The sequence below is a fragment of the Delftia sp. 60 genome (genome assembly GCF_002754395.1).
GTDB lineage: Bacteria > Pseudomonadota > Gammaproteobacteria > Burkholderiales > Burkholderiaceae_C > Comamonas > Comamonas acidovorans.
Window position 1 is genome coordinate 1,933,031 of sequence record NZ_PEFD01000001.1, and the last position, 25,404, is coordinate 1,958,434.

The window sequence follows — 25,404 nt, forward strand, 5'->3', positions numbered from 1 at the left end:
GCTCAGTCCCTCACGAACAGGCGGCGGGTGGATGCGGTGATGTCGCGGAAATAGCGCACGGGCATCTGTGCCTGCACGGCCTGTGTCAGGAACTGCGCTGCCGTGAACGGCACGTGAAAGCTCACGATGTGGGTCTGGCCGCTGAGCTGGTGCGTATGGGATGGCAGCCGGTCCAGCCAGGGTTTCAGTTGCGCCATGGCCCAGCCGGTCTCGAACTCGATGGCGCAGCCTTGCATGGCGGCAAAGCTCTGCTGGACGCTGCGCGGCTGGCCTTGCTCCAGGAACAGCACCTGGTCGGCCACCTTTTCCACCTCGTACAGCTGCTGTGAACTCAGCACCAGGGCCATGGGTTGCCAGGGCGAGCGCGCCAGCGACTGCAGATCGGTCAGCAGGGTCTGCTGGGCGTTGATGTCCAGATTGGCCAGCGGCTCGTCCAGCAGCAGCACGCGCGGCCGGCAGAGCAGGGCGCGCGCCAGCTCGAAGCGCATCCTGTAGCCCGAGGACAGCTGTTTCCACTGGTGGCCCCGGAAGGCGCGCAGCCCCAGCTGCGCGATGACCAGCTGTACCAGGCAGATGTTGCGTGGGCCCACGGCGCCATGGCTGCGCGCGGCGAATTGCAGATGGTCCATCAGGCGCCCGCCCCAGACGGCCGGGCGCTGGGGGATATAGGCGAGCTGGGTGCGCAGCAGGTAGGCATCGGTGGCGGGAACGCCCCAGTCCAGCTGCCCTGCGTCGGGCGCCAGATCGGCGGCCAGCAGGCGCAGCAAGGTGGTCTTGCCGTTGCCGTTCTCGCCCACCAGTCCCAGGATGGTGCCGGGCTCCACGGCCACATCCACCGGCCCCAGCGCAAAGCCGCCGCGCCGGTAGCGCTTGACCAGTTGCCGTCCCTGTACACGGTACGCGCGGTGCGCACGGTGCGCGCGGTGAGGTGCGGAATCGGCCTGCAGCGCCTGGCCCGGGGCATGGGCGGCATGCAGGGCATCGAAGGCCTGCTGCACCAGCGCGCGGCGTGGCTCTGCGCCGGAATCGGCCGCAAGGCCATCCCAGGCATCCAGCGCAGTCAGCAGGCTCTGCTGCACGGCGGTTTCGGCCGGCAGGGCGGCGTCTATGAGTGCACGCCACGCGCCATGCCATTGCTGGCTGGCGATCGCCTGTTCCACGGATTGCGCCCAGGCCGCCACGGTGGCCTGCGGGCGCGCGGGTAGTCGTGCCGATTCGATGCTCGATTCCATGAAGCCCTCCCTTTTTTCTGTGCTGCGCGGTGCGGCCATCCGGGGAGCCGGACGGTGCGATTCCCGGCGCGCGACGAGTCTATGCGATCCCGCTATGCTGTACTTCCCGCGACGGACGACAGGGCCCGCACAGGCCCTGCGGATGCGCTTCAACGGTGTTGCACCATGTCCGGTTCCTTACAGACATCTCCGCTTCTTCCCGCCGTGGCCTGGCAGGGCCTGCGCCAGGTCCATGTGCTGCAAAGCCTGACCGACGAGCGACTGGCCGAACTGGCCGCGCAGTGCCGCTGGCAGCATCTGGCGCTGCACCAGACGCTGGAGGGCGCGTACACCGATCAGCGTCTCTACATGCTCGTGCAGGGCGGCTTGCGCGTCAGCAGCTATGCCCCCAACGGGCGCGGGCTCACACTGGGCGAGATTGCCCAGGGCGTGTTCTTCGGCGGCCTGCCGCAGCAGCAGGTGGGTTGCACGGCCATGCCCCTGGTGGTCGAGGCAGGCGTCCCCAGCCTGATTGCCTCGCTGGCCCATGAGGATGTGGAAGCCCTGCTCATGAACGAGCCCCAGGTCCTGCGCGCCTTCATCGGCCGGCTCAGCGATCTGGCCGTGGCGCTGGCGCGCCGCATGGTGGATCTGGGAACGCTGTCGGTGCGCAGCCGCCTGCATACCCAGTTGCTGGAACGTGCCGAGCGCGCGGGCATCGACCAGGGGCAGGCCCTGCTGGCGCCCGCACCCCGGCAGACCGACCTGGCCCTGATGCTGGGCTCCAGCCGCGAGGAAGTGGCGCGCGAGATGTCGCGCCTGGTGCGCCTGGGCCTGCTGCGGCGTGAAGGCCGCAACCTGCGCATCTGCCATGTCGAAGGCCTGCGCGTGCTGCTCGAGGAAGCGCGCTGAGCCTTGTCTGCCGCGGCTGTTTCAAGCCGCGAAAAACACTGTTTCAGGAACGCGTGAATTCGCCTTCTGTCGAGGGGAGCACGGGTGAAAAGGCAGCGGGCCGCCCGGGCCGGATGCGAAAACACGTGAGAAAACGCACAGACGAAGAATGCTGCAGCGCCGCATAGTACGTCCATGCCGTGAGGAAATGAATGCCGAGCGGCCTTTTGAAAGGATCTGACATGCGTACCCTCTCCGCTGCACTGGCCGCCCTGACCCTGGGCCTCGCCGGCACTGCAATGGCCCAAGAAGCCGTTTCCCCCTCGTCCTCCGCCACCGCAGGCCTGAGCCGCGCCGAAGTGCTGGCCGACCTCGAAATGTGGCACCAGGCGGGCATGACCTACCTGCCCTCGCCTTCGGCAGACCGCGACATCAGCTACAACTCGGCCGAATACCAGCGCGGCCTGGCCCGCTACCAGCAACTGCGCAGCGGCCCCGCCTACCGTGAGGCCGTGGCCCGCCTGGAAGGCCAGCACACCGTCACGCAGAAGTGATGTGAATGGATATGGGTCCGGCATGGTGCCGGGCCTGTTGGTGGAAAGCGTCCTTTCGGGACGCTTGGTTTGGCGCCCTTCGGGGCGCTTTTTTGTTTCCCTCGCTCTACACTGGGCGGCCCCGTGTCAGTGGCTGCTATCGATAGCGAAGCTGCTGATGCAAGTACAGCATGCGTTGACGGCCGTTTTGTGAAGTTTCTGATCGATTTTCCCAACCCCCATGACGGTTCGGCCGCCCGGCTGCGCCATGGCTTCGGGCCGCCGCTGCGCAGCCTGGCCGCCCATGCGCCCGAGCAGGTGCGCGGTGTGCTTGACGCCGTGCAGCAGGCCGCCCAGGCCGGCCTGTGGTGCCTGGGCTGGGTGCGCTACGAGGCGGCGGCGGCGTTTGACGCGGCCTACGCGGGCGCCTTGCATGCCACGCCGCAAGGCGAGCCGCTGGCCTGGTTTGCCGTCTTCGACGGCCCCCGGCCCTGGCCTGAAGACGCGGATGCAGTCGATGCCGGCCCTCAGGCGCAATCTCAGGTGCAATCTCAGGTGCAATGGCAGCCCGGCCTGGAGCGCGCCGATTTCGATGCCGCCATTGCGCGCATCCACGAGGCGATTGCGGCCGGTGACTGCTATCAGATCAATTACACGGCCCAGTTCATGGGCCGGCTGCTGGGCGACATTCCATCGCTGTTCGCCGCGCTGCGCCGTGCCCAGCCCGGCGGCTACGTGGCCTGCATGGACAGCGGCGACGAGCAGGTGCTGTCCGTCTCGCCCGAGCTGTTCTTCGACTGGGATGGCGAGCGCATCCTCACGCGCCCCATGAAGGGCACGGCGCCCCGTGGCGCCACGCCTGCACAGGACGAGGCGAATGTCCAGGCCATGCGGTCCTCGCCCAAGGAGCGGGCCGAGAACGTGATGATCGTGGACCTGCTGCGCAACGATGTCTCGCGCATTGCCGAGCCTTTCAGCGTCCAGGTGCCGCGCCTGTTCCATGCCGAACCCCTGCCCACCGTGTGGCAGATGACGTCCGACGTGCAGGCGCGCACGCGGCCCGGCACCGGCCTGGCGGACGTGTTTGCGGCGCTGTTTCCCTGCGGCTCCATCACGGGTGCGCCCAAGCGCCAGGCCATGCGGCTCATCCACGAGCTGGAACCGGGTCCGCGCGGCGTGTACTGCGGCGCCGTGGGCGTGGTGCGGCCCGGCATCGCAGCGGGGCGCGTGCACGCCACCTTCAATGTGCCCATACGCACGGTGGTGGCGCGTGGCACGGAACTGCGCTGCGGCATCGGCAGCGGCATCACCTCGGGCGCCGAGGCGCCTGCCGAATGGCAGGAATGGCGCCACAAGAGGGCTTTTCTGGACAAGGTGTGAAAGGGCGTGCAGCCATGGCGGATACGGACTTGGATTTCGACATTCTGGAAACCCTGGCCCTGCGGGATGGCGGTTTCATCCACCTGCAGCGCCATGTGACGCGCATGCAGGACGCGGCGCGGCATTTCGGCCGTCCCTGCACGGATGCCGTGCTGGAGCAGGCATTGCAGCAGCTGCGCCAGGCGCACGCCAGCGGCCACTGGCGCGTGCGCCTGGCGCTGGATGCCACGGGGCGGATACAGACCCAGGCGGCGCCGCTGCCGCCTTCGGCCACGCCTGTTCGGCTGGCGCTGGCCGACCGGCCCATCGCCAATGCGGTGGCGCATGGCGACTGGGTGCGTTTCAAGACCTCGCGCCGCGCGCACTACGACAGCCTGCAGCCCACCGATGCCTCGGTGTTCGACACCGTGCTCCACAACGAGGACGGCGAGATCACCGAGGGCACGCGCGGCAACATCGCCGTGCTGCTGGCGGGCCGCTGGGTGACTCCGCCGCTGTCCAGCGGCCTGCTGCCCGGCGTGGGCCGCGCGGTGGCGCTGGACGAGGGCCGCGTGGTGGAGCACCCGGTGCGGCTGGACGATCTGCCGCGCGTGCAGGGCTGGGCCTTCGTCAACAGCCTGCGCGGCTGGCTGCCGGCAGTTCTGCGCTGAACTGCAGGCCGGGGTCGAACTCATGGTTTTCAGGGATGGATTCCACAAGGCAATGTCAGACAATCGATGAATATTGTTGAGCAATATCATTTTGATTGTTGGCTGATACCTGTCTCCCTTGAGATCGATCCATGCATGAATTCCGTATTTCCCGCCGCGCGCTGATCAGCGCCGCGGCTGTCCTGGCGGCGGGCCCGCTGTGCGCCCAGACCACCTATCCCAACAAGCCCATTCGCGTCGTCGTCGGCTACGCGGCAGGTGGCTCGGTCGACCTGGTGGGGCGCGTGGTGGGTGACATCCTGGCCAAGCACCTCAATGCGACCGTCGTGGTCGACAACGTGCCCGGTGCCGCCGGCGTGGTGGCCGCGCAGCGCGTGGTCGGTGCCAAGGCCGATGGCTATACCCTGCTCGCAGGCTCCAGCAACGAATTGGCGGGCACGAAGTTCGTCAACGCCGCGCAGAAGTACGACCCGGCCACGGACCTGACCAGCATCGCGCTGACCGGCGTGCTGCCCAACCTGTGGGTGGCCGGCACCAAGATGCCGGCCAGGACCATCGACGAGTTCATCGCCCTGGCCAAGGCCCATCCCGGCAAGTACAGCTACGGCAGCCCGGGCATCGGGTCCACGCCGCATTTCTCGGGCGAGCTGATCAAGAAGATTGCCGGGGTGGACATCGTCCATGTGCCCTACAAGGGCTCGGCCGCGATGACCAGCGACCTGGCCGGCGGCAACCTGGATTTCGCCATCGTCTCTCCCTCGGTGGCGGCTCCGTTCATCCAGAGCGGCAAGATCAAGGCCCTGGGCGTGACCACGGCGCACCGCATCGCCATGATGAAGGACGTGCCCGCACTGGGCGAGAACGCGGCGCTCAAGGGCTACGCGCTGAGCGGCTGGTTCGGGCTGGTGGGGCCCAAGGACCTGCCTGCCGAGGTGGTGGCCAGCCTGCAGAAGGCCTTGAAGGCGGGCCTGGCCGATCCGGCGATGCGCGCGCGCCTGGAAGGGGCGGGCATCATTGCCCCCACGGGCGACGAAAACCTGGCCCAGATCATCCGTACCGACATGGGCAAGTACGCCGAACTGGTCAAGTTCGCCAAGATCACGCCGGAAAACTGAAGCACGGCCGGCCGCCATGAAAAACGCCTCGCTCCCCGAGGCGTTTTTTCATTCGGGCCTGTGCAGGGCATGCAGGGACAGCAGCCCCTCGAACGCATCGCGCAGCGGCTGCAGCGACGGGCCGGCAGGCGCCAGCCGTTGCAGCGCGCAGGCCGCTGCCTCCAGCGTGGACAGCTGGCCCGGCGCATGGGCCTTGCGCAGGGCGCCGTAGCGCGAGGCGGGCAGGTCGCCCTGCAGTGCCAGGCGCGGCAGGGCCTGCAGGCCGGGGTTGAGGTAGAGCATCTTGCGGCTCTTGCGCCAGGTGGCGTCCAGCACCACCAGGCGCAGGTCCTCGGGGCATGGCGCGGGCTGCGGCCAGGGCGCTTGCCTGGCCAGGCCCAACTGGTCGCCGTGCGGTGTTTCCGGATAGAGCAGTACGGCCTGCCGCGGGGCGTCGCCCGCCTGCCAGGGCGCGTGCAGCAGTGCCTGCAACTGCGCTGGCTCGAAGGCCTCGCCCACCGCCAGGCGGCTGGCGGGCAGGCACAGGTGCAGCAGCCGGCCCGTGCCCTTGGCCTGCAGTTCTTCCTCGGGATGCTGGAGCACCAGCAGCTGCACCGCATGCGGCACCGGCTGCACCAGGGGGCACAGGCAGGTGCGCTCAGGGCGCAGGCATTGCGCGCAGCGTGCGCGGGTGCTCACGGCGGACAAGGCCCGGCGCCTGCCTTACAGGCGACCCTTGTAGTAGCTGGGCTTGTCCATGTCGGCGATTTCCACGCTGAGCTGGACCATCATGCCGGCCGGCTGGGGCGTGAGGCGGCGCAGCACCGCGGCAATGCCTTCGGACAGTTCCTTCTTGGCCGTGTCGGTACGGCCTGCCAGCAGGCGCAGCTGCACATGGACGAAGCCGCGGTTGGCCGGTGCCGAGCCGATCTCGAACTGGCTGACCGGCAGCAGGCGGGCCTTGACGTCGGCCTCGTCCAGGATGCTGGGGTGGCCGCAGACGAAGGCGTTGAGTTCGGTCAGCAGTTGCTGGCCGGGCAGGCCGGCGAGGTTGTCGGTGTATTCGACGTAGAGATGGGGCATGGATGTCTCCGTTCCGGTGGTGAAGAGGGATTCAGGGCAGGGGTGGGGCCAGGCGCGAGACCTCGTCCAGCGCCGTCAGCAGCAGCTGCACGTCGATGCGCGTGTGGGAGGCCGACAGCGCGATGCGCAGCCGCGCCGTGCCTTCGGGCACGGTGGGCGGGCGGATGGCGGGCACCCACAGGCCGCGCTCGCGCAGGCCCTCCATCACGGCCAGGGCCGTGGCGTTGGAGCCTATGACCAGGGCCTGCACGGCGGTGCGCGAAGGCAGCAGCTGCCAGCCCGTGCGCGCCAGCAGCGGCGTGAGGCCGGCGCGCAGCTCGGCAATGCGTTCGGCCAGGGCCTCGCGGCGCTCGTCCTCGGCCTCGATCAGGGCCACGCTGGCCTGCAGCGCGCTGGCCAGCATGGGCGGCGCGGCTGTGGCGAAGATGTAGCTGCGCGTCTTTTGCAGCAGCCATTCGACCAGCATGTCGCTGCCCGCGACAAAGGCACCGGCCACGCCAGCGGCCTTGCCCAGGGTGGCCATGTAGAGCACGCGGGGCGAGGCGTTTGCGCCCGTCAGTCCCGCCTCGGCCAGGCTGCCCCGGCCCTGGGGGCCCAGCACGCCGAAGCCATGCGCGTCGTCGAGCAGCAGCAGTGCGTCGTACTGCTCGCACAGCGCCAGCAGTCCCCGGATGTCGGCCACATTGCCGTCCATGCTGAACACGGCATCGCTGATGACCAGCTTGCGGCGGGCCGTGCTGGCGGCCAATTGCGCGGCCAGATCGGTCAGGTCGGCATGGGCATAGCGGTGGACCTGGGCGCGCGACAGGCGGGCGCCGTCGATCAGGCAGGCGTGGTTGAGCGCATCGGAGAACAGGGCATCGCCCGCGCCCACCAGGGCCGGCACGATGCCGGCATTGGTGGCGTAGCCCGCATAGAAGTAGAGCGCACGCGGCAGTTGCACGAAGTGCGCCAGCTGCTCCTCCAGCGCGGCGTTGGCCGTGCTGTGGCCGCTGACCAGGGGCGAGCCGCCCGAGCCCACGCCAAAGGCCTGGGCGCCCGCGCAGGCGGCGCGCACCAGGGTGGGGTGGCCGGCCAGGCCCAGGTAGTCGTTGCTGCAAAAGGCCAGCATGGGGTGGCCGTCCACCTCCATGTGGGCGCCGCTGGCGGCTCCCTGCAGCGGCGCCGTGGCGCGGCGGCGCCGGCGCAGGTGGGCTGCGTCGAGTTCGGCGATGCGCGCGGGGATGTCGTCCAGCCAGGAGCCGCTCATTTCCATTGCTCCGGCAGGGTGTAGGTGGTGGCGCGCGGGTCGGGGTGCTGCTGGAAGGGGATGTCGGCCAGCAGCGGCGCCTGCAGTTGCCGGTCCAGATGCTGGCGCAGCCAGGCCATGTTTTCCTCGGGCACCAGCATGGCGGGGTCCACGCGGCTGGCAATCCAGCCGGCCAGGCGCAGTCCGCGCGCGCGGATGGCCTCGGCCGTGAGGGCAGCGTGGTTCAGGCAGCCCAGCCGCAGGCCCACGACCATGACCACGGGCAGGTCCAGCGCGCAGGCCAGGTCGGCGCCCGAGAGCTGGTCGGACAGCGGCACGAGAAAGCCGCCCGCGCCTTCCACCACCACGGCGTCGGCCTGTTCGGCCAGGCGCCGGTAGCTGTCCACGATGTGCGCGATCTCTATGGAGCGGCCCGCGCGCTGCGCGGCGATGTGCGGCGACATGGGATCGGGCAGCAGCACGGGGTTGTCCAGTTCGGGCGGCACGGCCAGGGTGGAGGCGGCGCGCAGCGCCAGCGTGTCCTCGTTGGCCCAGCCGCCCTGGCCGTCGGGCTCGGCGCCTGCGGCCACGGCCTTCATGCCCACCACGCGGGCATGGTGGCGGGCCAGCGCATGCAGCAGCCCGCAGGAGGCCAGGGTCTTGCCCACGCCCGTGTCGGTGCCGGTGACAAAGCAGCCAATGGTGCGGTGGGCGTTCACGAATGGTTCTCCTGGGCCAGGGTGTCTTCAAGGGCGGCCAGCGCGCTGGCGGCCAGGTGCTGCACGGCCTCTTCGTCCAGCAAATAGGGCGGCATGGCGTAGAGGGTGTTGCTGATCGGGCGCAGCAGCAGCCCGCGCTCCAGTGCGGCTGCGCTGTAGCGGCGCGAGAAGTCGGGCAGCGAGGTCTGCACATCCCAGGCCCAGATCATTCCCTGGCGCCGTGCGTGGCGCACGCGGGCGTGCTGGTTCAAACGGGTGAAGGCGCCGTCCAGCCTTTGCGCCAGCGCGAGGTTGGCGTTGATGGCATCGGTCTGCTCGAACAGCTCCAGCGTGGCCAGGGCCGCACGGCAGGCCAGCGGGTTGCCGGTGTACGAGTGCGAGTGCAGGAAGCCGCGCGCCACGGAATCGTCGTAGAAGGCGGCGTAGACGGTCTCGGTGGTCAGCACGGCCGACAGGGCCAGCGTGCCGCCCGTCAGGCCCTTGGACAGGCAGATGAAATCCGGCCGTATGCCGGCCTGCTGGTGGGCGAACATGCTGCCCGTGCGGCCGAAGCCCACGGCGATCTCGTCCACCACCAGGTGCACCTCGTAGCGGTCGCACAGGGCGCGCGCCAGGCGCAGGTATTCGGGGTCGTGCATGGCCATGCCGGCCGCGCACTGCACCAGCGGCTCGACGATGAGGGCGGCCGTCGTCTCGTGGTGCTGCTCCAGCCACTGGCGCAGGCCTTCGGCGGCGCGCCGAGCCACATCGACCGGGCTTTCGCCGCCTTGCGCGCCGCGTGCATCGGGGCTGGGCACGGTGTCGGCCAGGCGCACCAGGGGCGCATAGGCTTCGCGGAAGAGGGGAATATCGGTCACGGCCAGCGCGCCCACGGTTTCGCCGTGGTAGCCGCCGGCCAGCCCGGCAAAGCGGCTCTTGGCGGGGCGGCCCAGGTTGCGCCAGTAATGGGCGCTCATCTTGAGGGCGATCTCGGTGGCCGATGCGCCGTCGCTGCCGTAGAAGGCATGGCCCAGGCCGGTGAGCGTGGCCAGCCGTTCGGACAGCTCCACCACGGGCGCGTGCGTGAAGCCGGCCAGCATCACATGGTCAAGCCTGGCGAGCTGGTCGGTGAGCGCGGCCTGGATGTGCGGATGGCTGTGGCCGAAGAGGTTGACCCACCAGGAGCTGACGCCATCCAGGTAGCGGCGCCCTTCGGTGTCGTGGAGCCAGGGCCCCTGTGCGCGCGCGATGGCGATGGGGGGCGCGGCCTCGTGCCGCTTCATCTGGGTGCAGGGGTGCCACACAGCCGCAAGGCTGCGGGCGGCAAGCGATTGAGTCATCGCGCGATTGTCACACCGCAGCGCAGCTCACAGCTGCTGCGTGGGAACGTGGTGGCGCAGTTCGACCTGGCGGTTGGCATCGTCCACGAAGACCAGCTGCGGCTGGTGCGTGGCCACGTCGGTCTCATGCACCTGGGCGAAGGAGGCAATGATCAGCAGGTCGCCCACGGCAGCGCGGCGCGCGGCCGAGCCGTTGACCGAGATCATGCCGCTGCCGCGCTGGCCCTTGATGGCATAGGTGACGAAGCGTTCGCCGTTGTCGATGTTCCAGATGTGCACCTGCTCGTTCTCGACGATGTTGGCGGCGTCCAGCAGGTCCTCGTCGATGGCGCAGGAGCCTTCATAGTGCAGCTCGCATTGCGTGGTCTTGACGCGGTGGATCTTGGATTTGAGCAGGGTGCGGAACATGTTTTGTCTCTCGAGGGGCGCTTTGCGCGGTCTTGATGGGGCCTGGGCTGGCAAAAAAAGCCACCAAGTCTATATGCGAAGGAGAAATCCCATGAAGGCCGTGAAGTTGTTCAACGGCAGCGGCGCTGCTGCGGGGCCTGGCTTCAGTTCAGGTCGAGCACGCAGCCATCGCCGATGCTGTCGCGCCATACGCGGATGCGGCTGGGGGCGGGCTGCAGGTCGGCCAGAGAATCGGCAATGAACAGGCACAGGTTTTCCAGCGTGGGCTTGCCCAGGCCGGGGATTTCGTCGAGAAAGCGGTGGTCCAGCGCGTCGCCCAGGGTCTTCAGGCGCGAGCGCAGGTAGCCCAGGTCGATCACCATGCCGTTGTCCGGATTGCGCGGGCCGGTGACGCTGACTTCGGCATAGTAGGTGTGGCCGTGGATGCGGCGGCTGCTCTCGGTTTCGATGGCGCGCTCCAGCGTGTGGGCGGCATCGAAGAAAAAGCGCTGGTGTACGGTGAACTGCATGGCAAAAATCAGCGGATGCCGGTGAGCTTGTGGGTCTGCAGGCTCAGGCGCCAGGCCGGGCGCTGCAGGCATTGCGCTATGCAGGCGGCCGTGTTGTCGGCCTGCAGGACGTTGTCCATGGGCTGCAGGAAATAGCGGTCGAAACGGGTGCCGGCCTCGATGGCCTGCAGATCGAAGCCGGGCTGCGGCCAGACCAGCTTGAGCTCCTGGCCGCTGCGCTGCACCCAGTCGGCGCCGGCCTTGGGGCTGATGCACAGCCAGTCGATGCCCTCGGGCGCGGCCACGGTGCCGTTGCTTTCCACGGAAATGCGAAAGCCGCGCGCATGCAGGGCGGCGATCAGGGGCTCGTCCACCTGCAGCAGGGGCTCTCCCCCGGTCAGCACCACCATGCGGTGCTGGCTGTCGCCGGCCGGCCATTGGGACAGGATGCGTTCGGCCAGGGCGTCGGCCGTGGCGAACTTGCCGCCCAGCGTGCCGTCGGTGCCCACGAAGTCGGTGTCGCAGAACTGGCAGATGGCGCTGGCGCGGTCCTGCTCACGGCCGGTCCAGAGGTTGCAGCCTGCAAATCGGCAGAAGATGGCCGGCGTGCCGGCCTGGCCGCCCTCGCCCTGCAGGGTGTAGAAGATTTCTTTGACGCTGTAAGTCATGGTGCATGGAGGCCGGTGGAGCCGGCCTGTCGGTGTGCGCGTGCCTGTGTCCGTGCCCGCTAGACGGGCGTATAGGCCAGGCGCACGTAGATGGGCGCAAAGGCTTCGGCCTGGGTGATCTCGATCAGCGTTTCCTTGGCCAGCTCCAGCAGGGCGATGAAGGTGACGACCAGCACGGTCGAGCCTTTCTCGGGCTGGAACAGGGTCTCGAACTCGACGAAGCGCCGGCCCTGCAGGGCCTTGAGCACCTGGCTCATGTACTCGCGCACCGAGAGTTCCTCGCGCGTGATCTTGTGGCTTTGCACGAGCTTGGCGCGCTTGAGAATGTCGCGCCAGGCCGATTGCAGCTCGGCCACGTCCACATCGGGAAAGCGCGGCTGCAGGTTCTGCTCGATGTGGATCTGGGCCCGGAGGAAGTCACGCCCGTAGTGCGGCACCTGGCCGAGCTGGTGGGCAGCGAGCTTGATCTGCTCGTACTCGAGCAGCCGGCGCACCAGCTCGGCGCGCGGGTCCTCGGCCTCTTCGCCGCCTTCCTGCTTCTTGGGCGGCAGCAGCATGCGCGACTTGATCTCGATGAGCATGGCCGCCATCAGCAGGTACTCGGCCGCCAGTTCGAGGTTGCGGCTGCGGATCTCGTCGACATAGCGCATGTACTGGCGCGTCACGTCCAGCATGGGAATGTCGAGGATGTTGAAGTTCTGCTTGCGGATCAGGTACAGCAACAGGTCCAGCGGCCCTTCGAAGGCTTCGAGGAAGACCTCCAGCGCATCGGGCGGGATGTACAGATCCTGCGGCAGGGCGAACAGCGGCTCGCCGTACAGGCGCGCCAAAGCCACCTGGTCGATCACGACCGGGGTGCCGTCGCCAGGAGGGGGGGATGTGGCGGAGGCGCCCGCAGGCGCCAGCGCGGATTCAGCCTCGGCCATGCCTTGCTGCCTGGGCGAATGCCGCATGCGCAGGGTGCACGGTGGGAACAGGCTGATTTTTCATCGCATGGGCAATCAGGAGTTCGTCTGGTAGACGTAGGGCTTCTGGTCCACGCGGCCGGCGCGCAGGTCTTCCCAGACTTCGTGGTTCACGTCCTTGTCCCACAGCAGCGAGCGGCCGGCCAGTTGCTGGCTGGGCAGCTCGGGCTTTTGCTTCTTCAGGTCGTTGATGAAGTTGGTGGCGTCGGAGCGATAGTCGGGGCGGCGAAAGAATGACATAGTCTGATAACCTCTTGAATCGCGTGATTTTACCGGGACACCGCCGATGAACCTAGTCTCCCGTCTTCTGGGGGTTGCCGTCGCCGTGATGGGCATGCTCTCGCTGCCCGGCTGCGATCCCCAAAACATCAAGGAACTCGAAGAAGGCCTGTCCACCGAGGCCGACGTCCGCGCCCGCTTTGGCGAGCCCGAACGCATCTGGACCGAGCCCGACGGCTCGCGCACCTTCGAGTACAACCGCCAGCCCGCCGGCAGCCGCAACTACATGATCACCATCGGCACCGATGGCCGCATGAGCGCGCTGCGCCAGGTGCTGGCGCCGCACAACTTCGAGAAAATCCGCCCCGGCATGGACGAGGAGCAGGTGCGCCGCATGCTGGGCAAGCCCGCCAAGATCACGCCCTACCAGCTCAAGCAGGAAACCGACTGGGACTGGAACTACATCGATCCCCCCACGCGCGACATGGAGTTCACCGTGACCTTCGGCCCCGACGGCCGCGTGCTGCGCAGCGCCGGCCGCGAGAAACTGCACGGCGGCGCCTGACAGCAGGCCCTTGCAAGTTCCTGCAAGCATCCTGCGATGCGCTGTACCCTGCACGCCACAGCGCGCCGGGGCAACAGTCTCTAGAATCCGGGTTTGTACCTATGACACCCCATGGGTACGGTGAAGGCCCCGAACCGGGGCCTTTGCGACGATAGATCTGTCATCACCCCGACAATGTCCACGCCTTCCCTACCCGCTGCCGCGCCCGCTGCGCCTGTCCCGGCCACCGCTTCGCTGCGCCATGGCCTCTTCGAGGATGTCCAGGCCCTCTTCACCGGAACCCTGTTCGTGGGCATCGCCATGATGATGTTCGCCCAGGCGGGGCTTTTGACGGGAAGCACGGCGGGCCTGGCCTTCGTGCTGCACTACGCCACGGGCTGGCCGTTCGGCCTGGTCTTCTTCGGGATCAACATTCCGTTCTACTGGTTTGCCTGGACGCGCGTGGGCCGCACCTTCACGGTCAAGACCTTCATCTGCGTGGGCGCGCTGTCGCTGATCACCGAAATGGGGCCGCGCCTCATCCACATCGACTACCTGCACCCGGCCTTTGCCGCCATTGCGGGCGGCCTGCTCATGGGCTCGGGCCTGCTGTTCCTGGCGCGCCACCGCTCCAGCCTGGGCGGCGCCACCATTGCCTCGCTCTACCTGCAGGACCGCTACGGCATCCGCGCCGGCAAGGTGCAGATGGCCATCGACTGCTGCGTGGTGCTGCTGGCGCTGTGGGTCGTGCCCTTCGAGCGCGTGGCCTGGTCGGTGCTGGCGGCCGTGATCATGGGCGTGTTCCTGGCCGTGAGCCACCGGCCCGGGCGCTACGCCGGGCAGTAGCCTCAGGGCGTCAGAGGCTGCCCATCGGGCGTGCGGTAGCGGACCGTGATGCCGCTGTTGTCTGCGGCTGCCCCGTCATCGCTCATCGCATCGACGGCCTTGCCCACTCCCTTGCCGACGATCTTGACCGTGCCCACGGCCGCATCCGCGGCCAGCCCCACGGCCGAGGCCGTGACGCTGACCGCCGTGGCCGTCACGGCCACCACGGTGCAGCCGGGCAGCAGGGCGCTGGCGCACAGGCAAAGAAAAGCCCCCAGGGCCGGGGACCGTGAGGGCTTGCGGGACTTTGCAGACTTCATGATTGTCGTCCAACACACTGTGCGCAATCTTTGAAACCGGCAGAGCCTAAGTCAGGGACGCCGAGGAAGGGCCGCCCCGCACCGAGGGTGTCGCCGGGTGCCCGTATGCCCCCTTCAGGGGGAAGGCGCGAAGCGACTCAGGGGCATTTCAATGTATACGCATGCCGGGTGTGGCACCGGGGAAGGGCTCCAGCACGTAGATGCCGGGGTTGGCCTTCTCATCGGCGTGGCTGGCGGCCAGCACCATGCCTTCGGAGATGCCGAACTTCATCTTGCGCGGTGCCAGGTTGGCCACCATCACGGTGAGCTTGCCCTGCAGCTGCTCGGGCTGGTACATGCTGGAGATGCCGGAGAACACGTTGCGTGTCTTGCCTTCGCCCACGTCCAGCGTGAGCTGCAGCAGCTTGGTCGAGCCTTCCACGGGCTTGCATTCCACGATCTTGGCAATGCGCAGGTCCACCTTGGCGAAGTCGTCGATGCCGATGGTTTCGGCAATCTCCTCGCCGCCGGGCAGGACCTTCTCGACCACGGGCTCGGGGGCCTCGAACAGGGCCTCCAGCTGCTTGACGTCCACGCGCTGCATCAGGTGCTTGTACAGGCCGATGGCATGGCCGGCGCCCAGCAGGTTCTGTGCGTCGGCGAACTGCAGCGGCGCCACGTTCAGGAAGCCTTCCACCTGTTCGGCCACGGCCGGCAGGATGGGCTTCAGGTAGATGGTCAGCAGGCGGAAGGCCTCGATGCAGGTGGTGCATACGTCCTGCAGGCGGGCGTCCATGCCTTCCTGCTTGGCCAGCTCCCAGGGCTTGTTGGCATCCACGTATTCGTTGACGCGGTCGCACAGCTGCATGATTTCGCGCACGGCGCGGGCCGTGTCGCGGTTCTCGAAGGCCTGGACAACGGCCTCGCTCTGGCCGCGCAGCTGGGCCAGCAGGGCCTGGCCGTCTTCGCTGACCGTACCCAGCTTGCCGTCGAAGCGCTTGGCGATGAAGCCGGCCGCGCGCGAGGCAATGTTCACGTACTTGCCGATCAGGTCGGAGTTGACGCGGGCCATGAAGTCATCGGGGTTGAAGTCGATGTCTTCATTCTTGCCGTTGAGCTTGGCGCCCAGGTAGTAGCGCAGCCACTCGGGGTTCATCTGCAGGCCCAGGTACTTGAGCGGGTCCAGGCCGGTGCCGCGGCTCTTGCTCATCTTCTCGCCGTTGTTCACGGTCATGAAGCCGTGCACGCAGATCTTGGTGGGCGTCTTGCGGCCGCTGAACTTGAGCATGGCGGGCCAGAACAGCGTGTGGAAGGTGATGATGTCCTTGCCGATGAAGTGGTACTGCTCCAGCGTGGGGTCGGCCATGTAGGCCTCGTAGTCCTCGCCACGGCGGTCCAGCAGGTTCTTGAGCGAGGCCAGATAGCCCACGGGCGCGTCCAGCCAGACGTAGAAGTACTTGCCCGGCGCATCAGGGATCTCGATGCCGAAGTAGGGCGCGTCGCGCGAGATGTCCCAGTCGCCCAGGCCCTCGCTGGTCGTGCCGTCCGGGTTGGTGCGCACGCCGAACCATTCCTTGATCTTGTTGGCCACCTCGGGCTGCACATGCTGGCCGTCCTGGGTCCACTCGGTCAGGAACTCCACGCAGCGCGGGTCCGACAGCTTGAAGAAGAAATGCTCCGAGCTCTTGAGCACGGGCTTGGCGCCGGACAGCGCCGAGTAGGGATTGATCAGGTCGGTGGGCGCGTAGACGGCGCTGCAGACCTCGCAGTTGTCGCCGTACTGGTCCTTGGCGTGGCAGCGCGGGCATTCGCCCTTGATGAAGCGGTCGGGCAGGAACATGTTCTTCTCGGTGTCGAAGAACTGCTCGATGGTGCGCGTCTCGATGAAACCGGCAGCCTTCAGGTCCCTGTAGATCTGCTGGGCCAGCACATGGTTTTCGGGCGCGTCGGTGTTGTGCCAGTTGTCGAAGGCGATGTGGAAGCCGTCCAGGTACTGCTTGCGGCCTGCGGCGATGTCGGCCACGAACTGCTGGGGCGTCTTGCCGGCCTTCTCGGCCGCAATCATGATGGGCGCGCCGTGGGCGTCATCGGCGCCCACGAAGTTGACCGCGTTGCCCTGCATTCGCTGCGCACGCACCCAGGTGTCGGCCTGGATGTATTCCATGATGTGGCCGATGTGGAAGTTGCCGTTGGCGTACGGCAGGGCGGTGGTGACGAAGAGTTTGCGTGCGGTCATGGATGGCGGCTTTCTCGGGGGAACCTGACATTCTAGAAGGGCTGGGCGGTTGTGGGGCGGCGATGGCTTTTCCGTGCAGGCCGACATACGAGGGAGTTGTTGCGGGCCTTCGCTGCGCTAGGCCTGTTGGCTGCAGGCCGTCAGTTGGCGACCAGCGGCCGCTGCCAGCCCAGGAACTGCTCTATGTCGCTGCGCCGCGCCAGCGCGTCGCGCCGGCCCAGGGCCATGAGTTCGCGGGTGAAGCTGCGCTCGAACAGCAGGTAGCTGGCCAGGGCGGCGCCGCGCGGGTCACTGGCGTCCTGGCGCACGCCCAGGGCGCCCAGCAGGGTGCGCATGGGCAGGGGCAACTGGCCCACGTGGCGCGCGGCGATGGCGTCTATGCGCTCGGACGGCGAGATGACCAGCAACTGCAGGGGGCGCAGCCGGCTGCGTTCGCGGTCGGCGGGGGGGATCAGGGCCAGCGTCTGGTTGATGCGCTCGGCGCGCTCCACGTCCAGGGACAGGGCGTCCAGGAAGATGCTCGACAGCGTGTGGCCCGCGATGTGGGCCAGCGACGGGTAGCTTGCGCCTTCTGGCGGCGGCCTGGCCGGCGGCTCGGTGCGCCGGCCCGCACCCACGACGAGGATGCGCTCGGCGCCCAGGTGGATGGCGGGCGCCAGCGGCGCGGTCTGGCGCATGGAGCCGTCGCCGAAGTATTCGGTGGCGCCGTCCAGCGGCAGCGGCGTGGCCGGAAAGATGAAGGGAATGGCCGAGGAGGCCAGCAGGTGCGCGTGCGTGATCTGGGCGGCGGCGGCCTTGCGCTGGTTGCGCACCCAGGGCTGGAGCTGGTCCTGCGCCTGGCAGAAGGTCACATGCTCGCTGGTGGTGTAGCTGGAGGCGGACACCGCCAGCGCACGCAGGTGGCCGTCCGCGATCAATTGCGGCAGGCGTTCCAGCGGAACCAGGCCGCGCGACAGCAGCCGGCCCAGCGGCTGGTTGTCCAGCAGCGAACGCGGGCGCATGCGGCCCCAGCGCGCCAGGGCCCAGCCCAGGGACAGCAGGGTCAGCCAGCGTGCGCCGCTGCGCAGCACGCTCAGCGAGTCGGACAGGTAGATGTCCTCGGGCCGCAGGTTGCGCCAGATGCGCGACATGCGGCGCACGGCCCGGTCGAAATGGTCGCTGCCGCAGGCCAGGGCCGCCGCGTTGATGGCGCCGGCCGAGGTGCCGACCAGGATGGGAAAGGGATTGGGGCCATGCTGCTGGCCGCAGGCGCGGCGTATCTCGGCAATGGCCTCCAGCACGCCGGCCTGGTAGGCGGCGCGGGCGCCGCCGCCGCTGAGCAGCAGTCCGGTGCTGGGGGGAGGGAGACTGGAGTCGGGTGAGGGCGCGGCATCGGGCATGCCTGGAGTGTGCCGCGCGCCGGCCGTCATCAGATCAGGGGATGACCCCGAAGGGATCAGGCCTTGGCCAGCAGGGAGCCCAGGTCCTTGCCGGAGATCAGGGCGATGCCCTGCTGCTTGGCCCAGGCGGCCGCATTCTCGGCCGGCGGCTGCAGCGACAGGTAGCAGACCGTGGTCGCATCGCGCGCCTGGCCTGCGGCCAGCAGGGCGCGCAGCGGCTCCATGCCGTGCACGCCGGCCTTCCAGCGCTTGGCGCTGGCCACGGTGGTGCGGCCTTCGCGTTCCAGCACGAAGTCGGCGCCATCCTTGTCGGACAGGCGGGTCACGGTGTAGCCCTCGGCCTGCCAGGCGCGATCGAGCCGATCGGCGAACTCGCGCCAGCTTTGCTGGGCGGCGATCTCCAGGGCCTGCTCCACCTTGGCGGGGCTGGGCGCGCGCAGCTGGCGCCAGGCGGCAACGCAGCCTATGCCGAAGAAGGGCAGGGCGGTGATGGCGGCGAACGGCGCGATGTCCTTGGGCAGCAGCGCCGTGGACACCAGGGTCACCAGCGCGGCCAGCGCGATGCTGATCCACCAGCGCGAGCGCAGCAGGATCGCGAACAGGGAGTTGTGGGCCATCTTGAATTTCACGGGGCGGATCTTTCGCGGAAAAAGGCGGGAACAGGGGCCACAAAGGCAGCAAGGCCCGCATTGTCTCGCGTGAGCGAGGGGATGGTGCCTTGGATAGACTATCCGGCTCTAGGAGTAATCAAAGCAATGGCAGTCACAGAACAAGCGCTCTTGGCCGCGCTCTCCAGCGTGCTCGACCCCCACACCGGCAAGGACTATGTGAGCACCCGCGCCCTGCGCAACCTGCAGGTCACGGGGGCCGACGTGGCCTTCGACGTGGAGATGGGCTATCCGGCGCAAAGCCTGGTGCCGGCGCTGCGCGGCCAGTTCGTCGCGGCGGCCAAGACCGTCGAGGGCGTGGGCAATGTCTCGGTCAACATCACATCCAAGGTCGCCGCGCATGCGGTGCAGCGCGGCGTGCAGTTGCTGCCGGGCGTCAAGAACATCATCGCCATCTCGTCCGGCAAGGGCGGCGTGGGCAAGAGCACGACCACGGCCAACCTGGCGCTGGCGCTGGCCGCCGAGGGCGCGCGCGTGGGCATCCTGGACGCCGACATCTACGGCCCCAGCCAGCCCATGATGATGGGTATCTCGGGCCGCCCCGAAAGCCCTGACGGCAAGACCATGGAGCCCATGGAAAGCCATGGCGTGCAGGTCATGTCCATCGGTTTCCTGGTCAACAACGACCAGGCCATGATCTGGCGCGGCCCCATGGCCACGCAGGCGCTGGAGCAGATGCTGCGCCAGACCAACTGGAAGGATCTGGACTACCTGCTGGTGGACATGCCGCCCGGCACCGGCGACATCCAGCTGACGCTGGCCCAGCGCGTGCCCATGACGGGCGCCGTGGTCGTCACCACGCCGCAGGACATCGCGCTGATCGACGCCAAGAAGGGCGTGAAGATGTTCGAGAAGGTGGGCGTGCCCATCCTGGGCCTGGTGGAGAACATGGCGGCCCACGTCTGCACCAACTGCGGCCATGTAGAGCACATCTTCGGCGCCGAGGGCGGCAAGCAGATGGCGGCCGAGTACGGCATCGACTACCTGGGCGCCCTGCCCCTGTCGCTGCAGATCCGCCTGCAGGCCGACAGCGGCAAGCCCACCGTGGTGGCCGAGCCCGACAGCGAGGCCGCGCAGATCTACAAGAAGGTGGCGCGCGACCTGGCCGTGAAGGTGGCGCTCAAGGCACGCGATTTCACGAGCAAGTTCCCCACCATCACGGTGAGCCAGGGAACCTGACCCTTCTGGCGCTGCCGGCATGAACCTGCTGACCTCGATGCGGTATCTGGCGGCGCTCAACGAGCACCGCCATTTCGGCCGCGCGGCGCTGGCATGCCACATCACCCAGCCGGCGCTGTCCAATGCGCTGCGCGCGCTGGAGGAGGAGTTCGGCACGGTCATCGTGCGCCGGGGCCGCTCGTTCGCGGGCTTCACGCCCGAGGGCGATCAGGTGCTGGCCACGGCCCTGGCCATGCTGCGGGCCGAGGAAGGCCTGCGCCAGGAACTGAGCGCCGCCGCCGGCGCGCTGCGCGGGCAGCTGCGCATGGCGGCCGTGCCCACGGCCATGCCCATGCTCACGCGCTTTGCGGCCCTGCTGCGCGAGCACCATCCGGGCATCACGCCCGTGGTGCTGTCCATGAGCTCGGCCGAGATCGAGAGCGGGCTCGAAGACCTGTCGCTGGACCTGGCCCTGGGCTACAGCGCGCGCATGCCGCCGCGCGGCCCGCGCCTGCAGTCCTGGCCCCAGTACGAGGAGCATTACTACCTGCTGTGCCGCGAGTGCCGCGATGGGCAGGGCGAGGGCCGGCCCTTTGCCTTTGGCGCCGACATCGCCTGGCGCGAAGTGGCCGGCATGCCGCTGTGCCTGCTCACCCCCGACATGCACAACCGCACGGTGATCGACGAGGCCTTCGCCGCCGTGGACATGGCCGTGCAGCCCGCCATGGAAACCAACTCCGTGCTGACCCTGGTGATGGCCGTGGCGCAAGGAACGGATGGCATGACCACCGTGCTGCCCGGCGCCATGGTGGCCACGGTGCGCCACATGCCGGGCCTGGTGGCGCGGCCACTGCGCTCGCCCGAACTGGTCACCCCCATAGGCTTCATGGCCCAGCAGGGCGTGGCGCCCACGCGCGCTCTGCAGGCGGCGCTGCAACTGCAGGACGACGCCGATTGGCGTGCGCAGTGCCTGCGGCATGCGGGGGCGCTGGCGGGTTAGGGCCTGTTCACACTAATGCGAGGATCGCGTTGCCCGGCTGCGGGGTCGTATGCAAGGCGCACGTGCGCAGCAAGGCCCGTGCCTTGCAAGCGCGTGCAACGCCGCAGACGGCCCCGCAGCCGGGCAACCCGAAGGGAAGCTGCCTGCCAGCCCGCCACTCAGCGTTGCGCTCCTTGTGCGTGTGAGCACACGCACGGCGTCGCGCGCCTTGATTGGCGGGCTGGCAGGCAGCTTCGCGACCCCGCATTAGTGTGAACAGGCCCTAGCGCCCTTCGCTGGAAGCAGCGACCGGGAGTGCTGTCGGTTGGGTTTCTTCCGGCACAGGTGGGCATCGTTCAAAGGCCGTAATATCATTCATATCAGAGCGCTTGCATGCTGCAAGCACTCGTATGAGAATATTTTGATGGCAACTGCAACCAATCTTCCCGTTGATCGGGCCATCAAGGCACTGGGCCAGAGCATTGAACTGGCGCGGCGGCGGCGGGGGCTGTCGCAGGCCGATCTGGCATCCCGCATGGGCGTTTCGGTCAGCACCGTGCGCCGCCTGGAAGATGGCCACCCCGGAATTGCGCTTTCCTATCTGGCAAGTGCCCTGCAGGTCTTCGGTGAGTTGGAGAAATTGCGCCTGCTCCTGGACACCCCGACCGACTCCGTCGGACTGGCACTGATGGATGCGCAACTGCCTGCGCGCATCTACAGCAAACGCCGCAAGGCACCCAAGGCGTTCTGAAGGGCGAATGCGACATGGTGACGCGCTCCGCTGCAATGGTCCACAACATGAAGTCGGAACTGGACGTGTGCCTGGGCAAGGCGGGCACGGCCGTGGGCAGGCTGGTATTCGTGCGCAACGGCATGCGCATGTTCACCCAGTTCGCCTACTTCCAGGACTGGCTGGGTCACAAGGATGCGTTCAACGTCTCCCCCGATCTCGCGCTCACGCCGATCTACCAGACGCGCAAACCAGAGACCCGGGAGGACTCCTTGTTCTTCCTTGCGCTGGGAGACACGGAGCCGGATGCCTGGGGGCGGCGTGTCATTGCCCGTGCGCATGCCAAGCGGCGCGAGAAGGACCCGGCTCTTGGGGCACTGACCGAACTCGACTACCTTTGCGCCGTCGATGACTTCAGCCGGATGGGCGCCCTGAGGTTGCGCAGTGCGCAAGGCGTCTATCTGGAGTCCGTACGCGCAGGGCAGACTGCGACGCCTCCGTTGCTGGAACTGGAGAAAATGCTCGCCTCCTCGAGGGCCGTGGAGCTCGGCAGGGAGTCGGCCCAGGATCTGGCCTACCTGCGGGGCAAGGCGACCTCGCTGGGAGGCATGCGCCCGAAGTGCAGCATCCTTGATGAAAAGGGGCATTTGGCGTTGGGGAAATTCCCCAGCGTTCAGGACGATCGCAATGTGACGCGTGCCGAAGTCCTGGCGTTGAAACTGGCACGCCTGGCCGGCATTGATGCTGCACAAGCCCATGTGGTTGCCGTGCATGGCACACCTGTGGCAGTCATCCGCCGTTTCGACCGTGGGCCCGGGGATACGCGCATTCCCTACATATCCGGCGCCACACTGCTGCAGGCGAGTCGGCAGCATGAACACGCGTACACCGAGGTGCTCGCGCAGATGAAAGGGCTGAGCGCGAACTACGTGGATGACGCGCGGCAACTATGGCGGCGCCTGGTGTTCCATCACCTCATCACCAATGTCGATGACCATCTGCAAAACCTGGGGTTCCTCTATGTAGGGGACAACCAATGGCAGCTTTCCCCGGCATTCGACATCAATCCCATGCCGGAAAAGAACCGTGAGTCCAAGACATGGTTGAGCGAAGACACAGGCCCTATCACCAGCATGGCGCAGTTGATGGGCCAAGCCTCGCAATTTTCACTGAGCCGCGACCAGTCGCTGGCGATCGTGCGCCAAGTTGTCGAGGCCGTGTTGCAGTGGCGCGTGCTGGGCCTGTCTGCGGAGGTTGGAATGACCGCGCAGGAGCTCGATGAGTTTGCCCTGGCGTTCGACCACCCGGACCTGGATGACGCCAGGAAACTGGCGGGCCTGTGAAGGCCTGGACGGTTTAGGCCGGCTGGGTCCGCTGGCCTGCCAGCGCAGTCTCTGGCGTGGCGTTCGGCGCGGCATTCAGTGCGGCGCGCACCACGTCGGGCGTGAAGGGCGCGGCGTAGAAGCGCCGGCCGGTGGCGTCGAACAGCGCATTGGCCAGGGCGGCCGGGCCGGGGACCGAGGCCGATTCGCCTGCGCCCATGGGGGGCTCGTCCTGGCGCGGCATCAGCACCACTTCGATGGGGGGCAGGTCGCGGAAGCCGATGATGGGGTAGCTGCCCCATTCGCGGCTGGCCACACCTTGCGCATTGAAGGCGACCTTCTCCATCAGGCTGCGGCTCAGGGTCTGGATGACGTTGCCGTGGATCTGGTGGCGCACGCCGTCGGGGTTGACCATCATTCCCGTGTCCTGGCCCACGACCAGGCGCCGCACGGTGATGCGGCCGCTGGCGGGGTCCACGTCGATGTCGATGACCCAGGCGGCCCAGGCCGCGCCGAAGCCGGGAAAGCGGCTGTGGATGTAGCGCGCATAGGCCACGCCGCGCCCGTGCAGCAGGCCGTCGGCGCCGGGGCGGCCCCGGCTTCCTGTGTGATTCCGCTGCCAGCCGGCGTGGCGAGCCGTGGCCTCGATCAGCTCGATGGCGCGCGGGTCATCGAGGTGGCGAACACGGTAGTCCACGGGGTCGGCGCCGGCCGCATGGGCCAGCTCGTCGATCATGCAATCGTGGGCAAAGGAATTGGGCAGGGCCGAGACGCCGCGCAGCCAGGACGAGCGCACGATGGGCGCCATGTCATGGCAGGTGATGCGCTGGCTGGCATAGCGGTAGGGCGGCACGGCGGTACGGTCGCCCATCTCCAGCGTGCGCGGCTCGCCCGGGATGCGGCCGGTGAGCAGCAGGGCCAGCAGCGGCGCGTCGTTGGAGGGGTAGCGCACGGCAAAGTCGTAGGCCAGCAGTTCGCCCCGGGCATCGATGGCCGCGCTCACGTCCATGAGCTGGGCCGTGCCCTTGGGCTCCCACTGGTGTTCCTGCTCGCGCGTGAGCTGCACGCGCACGGGCGTACCCACGGCCATGGACAGCAGGGCGGCGTCGGCGCAGACATCGTCGGCGCAGTTGCGGCCGTAGCAGCCGGCCGCCTCCAGGCGCACGATCTCGATGCGGTCCTCGCCCAGTTGCAGCAGGCGGTCCAGGTCGGTGCGCAGCATGTGGGGGTTCTGCGTGCCTGCCCAGAGCTTGAGACGGCCCTCGCTGAAATCGGCCACGGCGCAGGACGGGCCGATGGAGGCATGCATCTGGTAGGGCCAGACGTAGCTGCGGCGCAGTTCGGTGGCCGCACCCGTGCCGACGCCCGCGAAGGCATCGTCCACAGTGCCCTGGTCCACCAGCGAGCGGTGCTGGGCGGGATTGGCGCGTATCGCCGCAGCCAGATCGGATAAGTCAGGCGCTGGCGGCACGGCCTGCCATTGCACGCGCAGCGCGCGCATGGCGGCAATGGCCTGTTCCTCGCGGTCGGCGACCACGCCGACGAAATCACCTTCGGTGACCACCTGCACGTTGCCGGGCAGGTGGGCCACGGAGTCGCGCTCCACGGCCACCAGGCAGCGGCCGATGAAATCGCCACCGTCGCGGCCCGGGTGCGGAGGGCGGATGACGCGGCCATGGCGCATGCCGGGCACGCGCACATCGTGCACAAAGCTCAGCTCGCCCGTGGCCTTGGCGGGGATGTCCACGCGCGCCGCGCCACGGCCGACCAGCCGGTATTCGCTGGCGGGCTTGAGCTTCACTTCCTGATCGGGCGGGGCCAGCGTCAGCTGCAGTTGCTGGCCGCGCAGCAGATCGCCATAGCGGAGTTCGCGGGCATCGCTGCCATCGGCAAAGCGCACCAGGCCTTCGCGCGCCTGGAGCCGGTCCGCCGCCACGCTCCATTGCTGCGCGGCCAGTGCCAGCAGCTGCTCGCGCGCCTGGGCGGCGGCGCGGCGCAGCGGCACGGCCGAGATCTGGATGCTGGCGCTGGCAATGGTCGGGCCCTGGTTGGGCGCGGCGGCCGTGTGGCCCAGCACCATGTCCAGGCGCTCCAGAGGCACTTCGAGCTCTTCCGCCACGATCTGCGCCAGCGCCGTGCGTATGCCCGTGCCCAGGTCCACATGGCCGTTGAAGGCCAGGGCGCGCCAGCCCTGGGGCGCGGCTTCGTCGGCCAGCACGGCCACGAAGACCTCTGGCGTGGACTGCACATAGTCGGTGGCCGTGCCGGGCTGGCCGGGCGCAGGGCGCGGCGGCGCCACGGGCTGGCGCACCACGAGCAGGGTGTCGGCGCGCGTGAGCAGCTGTGCGTGCAGGGCTTGGGGCTGGGGCAGGTTCATGGGGCGGTGTTCTTCGCGGGCACGCCTTCAG

General features: G+C 68.2%; 27 protein-coding genes. 11 read left to right on the plus strand and 16 right to left on the minus strand.

What is annotated here, in order from left to right; genetic code table 11:
- Positions 1–2 precede the first annotated feature (2 nt).
- Positions 3–1,232 (minus strand): ATP-binding cassette domain-containing protein, encoded by a 1,230-nt coding sequence (locus CLV01_RS08725; protein WP_099735196.1) that lies wholly within the window; start codon positions 1,230–1,232, stop codon positions 3–5.
- Between the two features lie 165 nt (positions 1,233–1,397).
- On the opposite strand from CLV01_RS08725, the gene CLV01_RS08730 reads away from it, so the two are divergent.
- The 5 genes from CLV01_RS08730 (at position 1,398) to CLV01_RS08750 (ending at position 5,780) form a co-directional block, all read left to right on the plus strand.
- Complete coding sequence (locus CLV01_RS08730; protein WP_043781030.1) at positions 1,398–2,123, plus strand: Crp/Fnr family transcriptional regulator; 726 nt, start codon at positions 1,398–1,400, stop codon at positions 2,121–2,123.
- A gap of 221 nt (positions 2,124–2,344) precedes the next feature.
- Entirely contained in the window at positions 2,345–2,656 is a 312-nt protein-coding gene (locus tag CLV01_RS08735; RefSeq protein WP_013803916.1) for a DUF4148 domain-containing protein, read from the plus strand.
- A gap of 189 nt (positions 2,657–2,845) precedes the next feature.
- Positions 2,846–4,015: an aminodeoxychorismate synthase component I gene (gene pabB, locus CLV01_RS08740; RefSeq protein ID WP_099734526.1), complete on the plus strand. Its 1,170-nt coding sequence runs from the start codon at positions 2,846–2,848 to the stop codon at positions 4,013–4,015.
- Between the two features lie 29 nt (positions 4,016–4,044).
- Positions 4,045–4,665, plus strand: coding sequence for an aminotransferase class IV (locus CLV01_RS08745; protein WP_241150345.1), 621 nt, complete (start codon positions 4,045–4,047; stop codon positions 4,663–4,665).
- 131 nt (positions 4,666–4,796) lie between these two features.
- A complete protein-coding gene (locus CLV01_RS08750; RefSeq protein WP_099734525.1) occupies positions 4,797–5,780 on the plus strand; it encodes a Bug family tripartite tricarboxylate transporter substrate binding protein in 984 nt (327 codons plus the stop codon).
- 48 nt (positions 5,781–5,828) lie between these two features.
- Here the strand turns inward: CLV01_RS08750 and CLV01_RS08755 are convergent, their stop codons facing one another.
- From CLV01_RS08755 to CLV01_RS08800, 10 genes are all read right to left on the minus strand, one after another.
- A complete protein-coding gene (locus tag CLV01_RS08755; protein ID WP_043824588.1) occupies positions 5,829–6,467 on the minus strand; it encodes a tRNA-uridine aminocarboxypropyltransferase in 639 nt (212 codons plus the stop codon).
- 15 nt (positions 6,468–6,482) lie between these two features.
- Complete coding sequence (locus CLV01_RS08760) at positions 6,483–6,842, minus strand: 5-carboxymethyl-2-hydroxymuconate Delta-isomerase (protein ID WP_012203756.1); 360 nt, start codon at positions 6,840–6,842, stop codon at positions 6,483–6,485.
- A 31-nt stretch (positions 6,843–6,873) separates the two neighbouring features.
- Positions 6,874–8,091, minus strand: a complete 1,218-nt coding sequence (bioF, locus tag CLV01_RS08765; protein WP_013803911.1) for an 8-amino-7-oxononanoate synthase — start codon at positions 8,089–8,091, stop codon at positions 6,874–6,876.
- Positions 8,088–8,789 (minus strand): dethiobiotin synthase, encoded by a 702-nt coding sequence (gene bioD, locus CLV01_RS08770; RefSeq protein ID WP_099734524.1) that lies wholly within the window; start codon positions 8,787–8,789, stop codon positions 8,088–8,090. The genes bioF and bioD overlap by 4 nt, the downstream gene beginning before the upstream one ends.
- Positions 8,786–10,108, minus strand: a complete 1,323-nt coding sequence (gene bioA / locus CLV01_RS08775; protein ID WP_099734523.1) for an adenosylmethionine--8-amino-7-oxononanoate transaminase — start codon at positions 10,106–10,108, stop codon at positions 8,786–8,788. The genes bioD and bioA overlap by 4 nt, the downstream gene beginning before the upstream one ends.
- Before the next feature lie 27 nt (positions 10,109–10,135).
- Positions 10,136–10,516: an aspartate 1-decarboxylase gene (panD, locus tag CLV01_RS08780; protein WP_012203760.1), complete on the minus strand. Its 381-nt coding sequence runs from the start codon at positions 10,514–10,516 to the stop codon at positions 10,136–10,138.
- Between the two features lie 143 nt (positions 10,517–10,659).
- Positions 10,660–11,025, minus strand: coding sequence for a 6-pyruvoyl trahydropterin synthase family protein (locus tag CLV01_RS08785; protein WP_012203761.1), 366 nt, complete (start codon positions 11,023–11,025; stop codon positions 10,660–10,662).
- A gap of 8 nt (positions 11,026–11,033) precedes the next feature.
- Positions 11,034–11,672, minus strand: a complete 639-nt coding sequence (gene queE, locus CLV01_RS08790; protein ID WP_034390787.1) for a 7-carboxy-7-deazaguanine synthase — start codon at positions 11,670–11,672, stop codon at positions 11,034–11,036.
- Positions 11,673–11,731: 59 nt separating this feature from the next.
- Entirely contained in the window at positions 11,732–12,598 is an 867-nt protein-coding gene (locus CLV01_RS08795; protein ID WP_013803906.1) for a segregation and condensation protein A, read from the minus strand.
- Positions 12,599–12,673: 75 nt separating this feature from the next.
- Complete coding sequence (locus tag CLV01_RS08800; RefSeq protein WP_012203764.1) at positions 12,674–12,877, minus strand: DUF3460 family protein; 204 nt, start codon at positions 12,875–12,877, stop codon at positions 12,674–12,676.
- Between the two features lie 46 nt (positions 12,878–12,923).
- Between CLV01_RS08800 and bamE the strand changes: the two genes are divergently transcribed.
- Positions 12,924–13,421: an outer membrane protein assembly factor BamE domain-containing protein gene (bamE, locus tag CLV01_RS08805; protein WP_012203765.1), complete on the plus strand. Its 498-nt coding sequence runs from the start codon at positions 12,924–12,926 to the stop codon at positions 13,419–13,421.
- Positions 13,422–13,595: 174 nt separating this feature from the next.
- The gene (locus CLV01_RS08810) at positions 13,596–14,246 is read left to right on the plus strand and encodes a YitT family protein (protein WP_099734522.1); all 651 of its coding nucleotides are present in this window, start codon (positions 13,596–13,598) and stop codon (positions 14,244–14,246) included.
- Positions 14,247–14,248: 2 nt separating this feature from the next.
- Here the strand turns inward: CLV01_RS08810 and CLV01_RS08815 are convergent, their stop codons facing one another.
- From CLV01_RS08815 to CLV01_RS08830, 4 genes are all read right to left on the minus strand, one after another.
- Positions 14,249–14,545 carry a hypothetical protein gene (locus CLV01_RS08815; protein ID WP_099734521.1) on the minus strand — a complete coding sequence of 99 codons (297 nt, stop codon included), beginning with the start codon at positions 14,543–14,545 and terminating at the stop codon, positions 14,249–14,251.
- A gap of 148 nt (positions 14,546–14,693) precedes the next feature.
- On the minus strand, positions 14,694–16,760 hold the full coding sequence (gene metG, locus CLV01_RS08820; RefSeq protein ID WP_043781042.1) for a methionine--tRNA ligase: 2,067 nt from the start codon (positions 16,758–16,760) through the stop codon (positions 14,694–14,696).
- A 140-nt stretch (positions 16,761–16,900) separates the two neighbouring features.
- Positions 16,901–18,139 carry a patatin-like phospholipase family protein gene (locus CLV01_RS08825; RefSeq protein WP_013803901.1) on the minus strand — a complete coding sequence of 413 codons (1,239 nt, stop codon included), beginning with the start codon at positions 18,137–18,139 and terminating at the stop codon, positions 16,901–16,903.
- A 56-nt stretch (positions 18,140–18,195) separates the two neighbouring features.
- Positions 18,196–18,756 (minus strand): restriction endonuclease, encoded by a 561-nt coding sequence (locus tag CLV01_RS08830; protein ID WP_099735195.1) that lies wholly within the window; start codon positions 18,754–18,756, stop codon positions 18,196–18,198.
- A 138-nt stretch (positions 18,757–18,894) separates the two neighbouring features.
- Between CLV01_RS08830 and apbC the strand changes: the two genes are divergently transcribed.
- From apbC to CLV01_RS08850, 4 genes are all read left to right on the plus strand, one after another.
- Positions 18,895–19,986 carry an iron-sulfur cluster carrier protein ApbC gene (gene apbC, locus CLV01_RS08835; protein WP_012203771.1) on the plus strand — a complete coding sequence of 364 codons (1,092 nt, stop codon included), beginning with the start codon at positions 18,895–18,897 and terminating at the stop codon, positions 19,984–19,986.
- Between the two features lie 19 nt (positions 19,987–20,005).
- Positions 20,006–20,965: a LysR family transcriptional regulator gene (locus CLV01_RS08840; RefSeq protein ID WP_099734520.1), complete on the plus strand. Its 960-nt coding sequence runs from the start codon at positions 20,006–20,008 to the stop codon at positions 20,963–20,965.
- A gap of 403 nt (positions 20,966–21,368) precedes the next feature.
- Complete coding sequence (locus CLV01_RS08845; RefSeq protein WP_013803898.1) at positions 21,369–21,695, plus strand: helix-turn-helix domain-containing protein; 327 nt, start codon at positions 21,369–21,371, stop codon at positions 21,693–21,695.
- Between the two features lie 14 nt (positions 21,696–21,709).
- The gene (locus CLV01_RS08850; RefSeq protein WP_099734519.1) at positions 21,710–23,017 is read left to right on the plus strand and encodes a type II toxin-antitoxin system HipA family toxin; all 1,308 of its coding nucleotides are present in this window, start codon (positions 21,710–21,712) and stop codon (positions 23,015–23,017) included.
- 13 nt (positions 23,018–23,030) lie between these two features.
- On the opposite strand, the gene CLV01_RS08855 is transcribed toward CLV01_RS08850, so the two are convergent.
- A complete protein-coding gene (locus CLV01_RS08855) occupies positions 23,031–25,373 on the minus strand; it encodes a xanthine dehydrogenase family protein molybdopterin-binding subunit (protein WP_099734518.1) in 2,343 nt (780 codons plus the stop codon).
- Positions 25,374–25,404 lie beyond the last annotated feature (31 nt).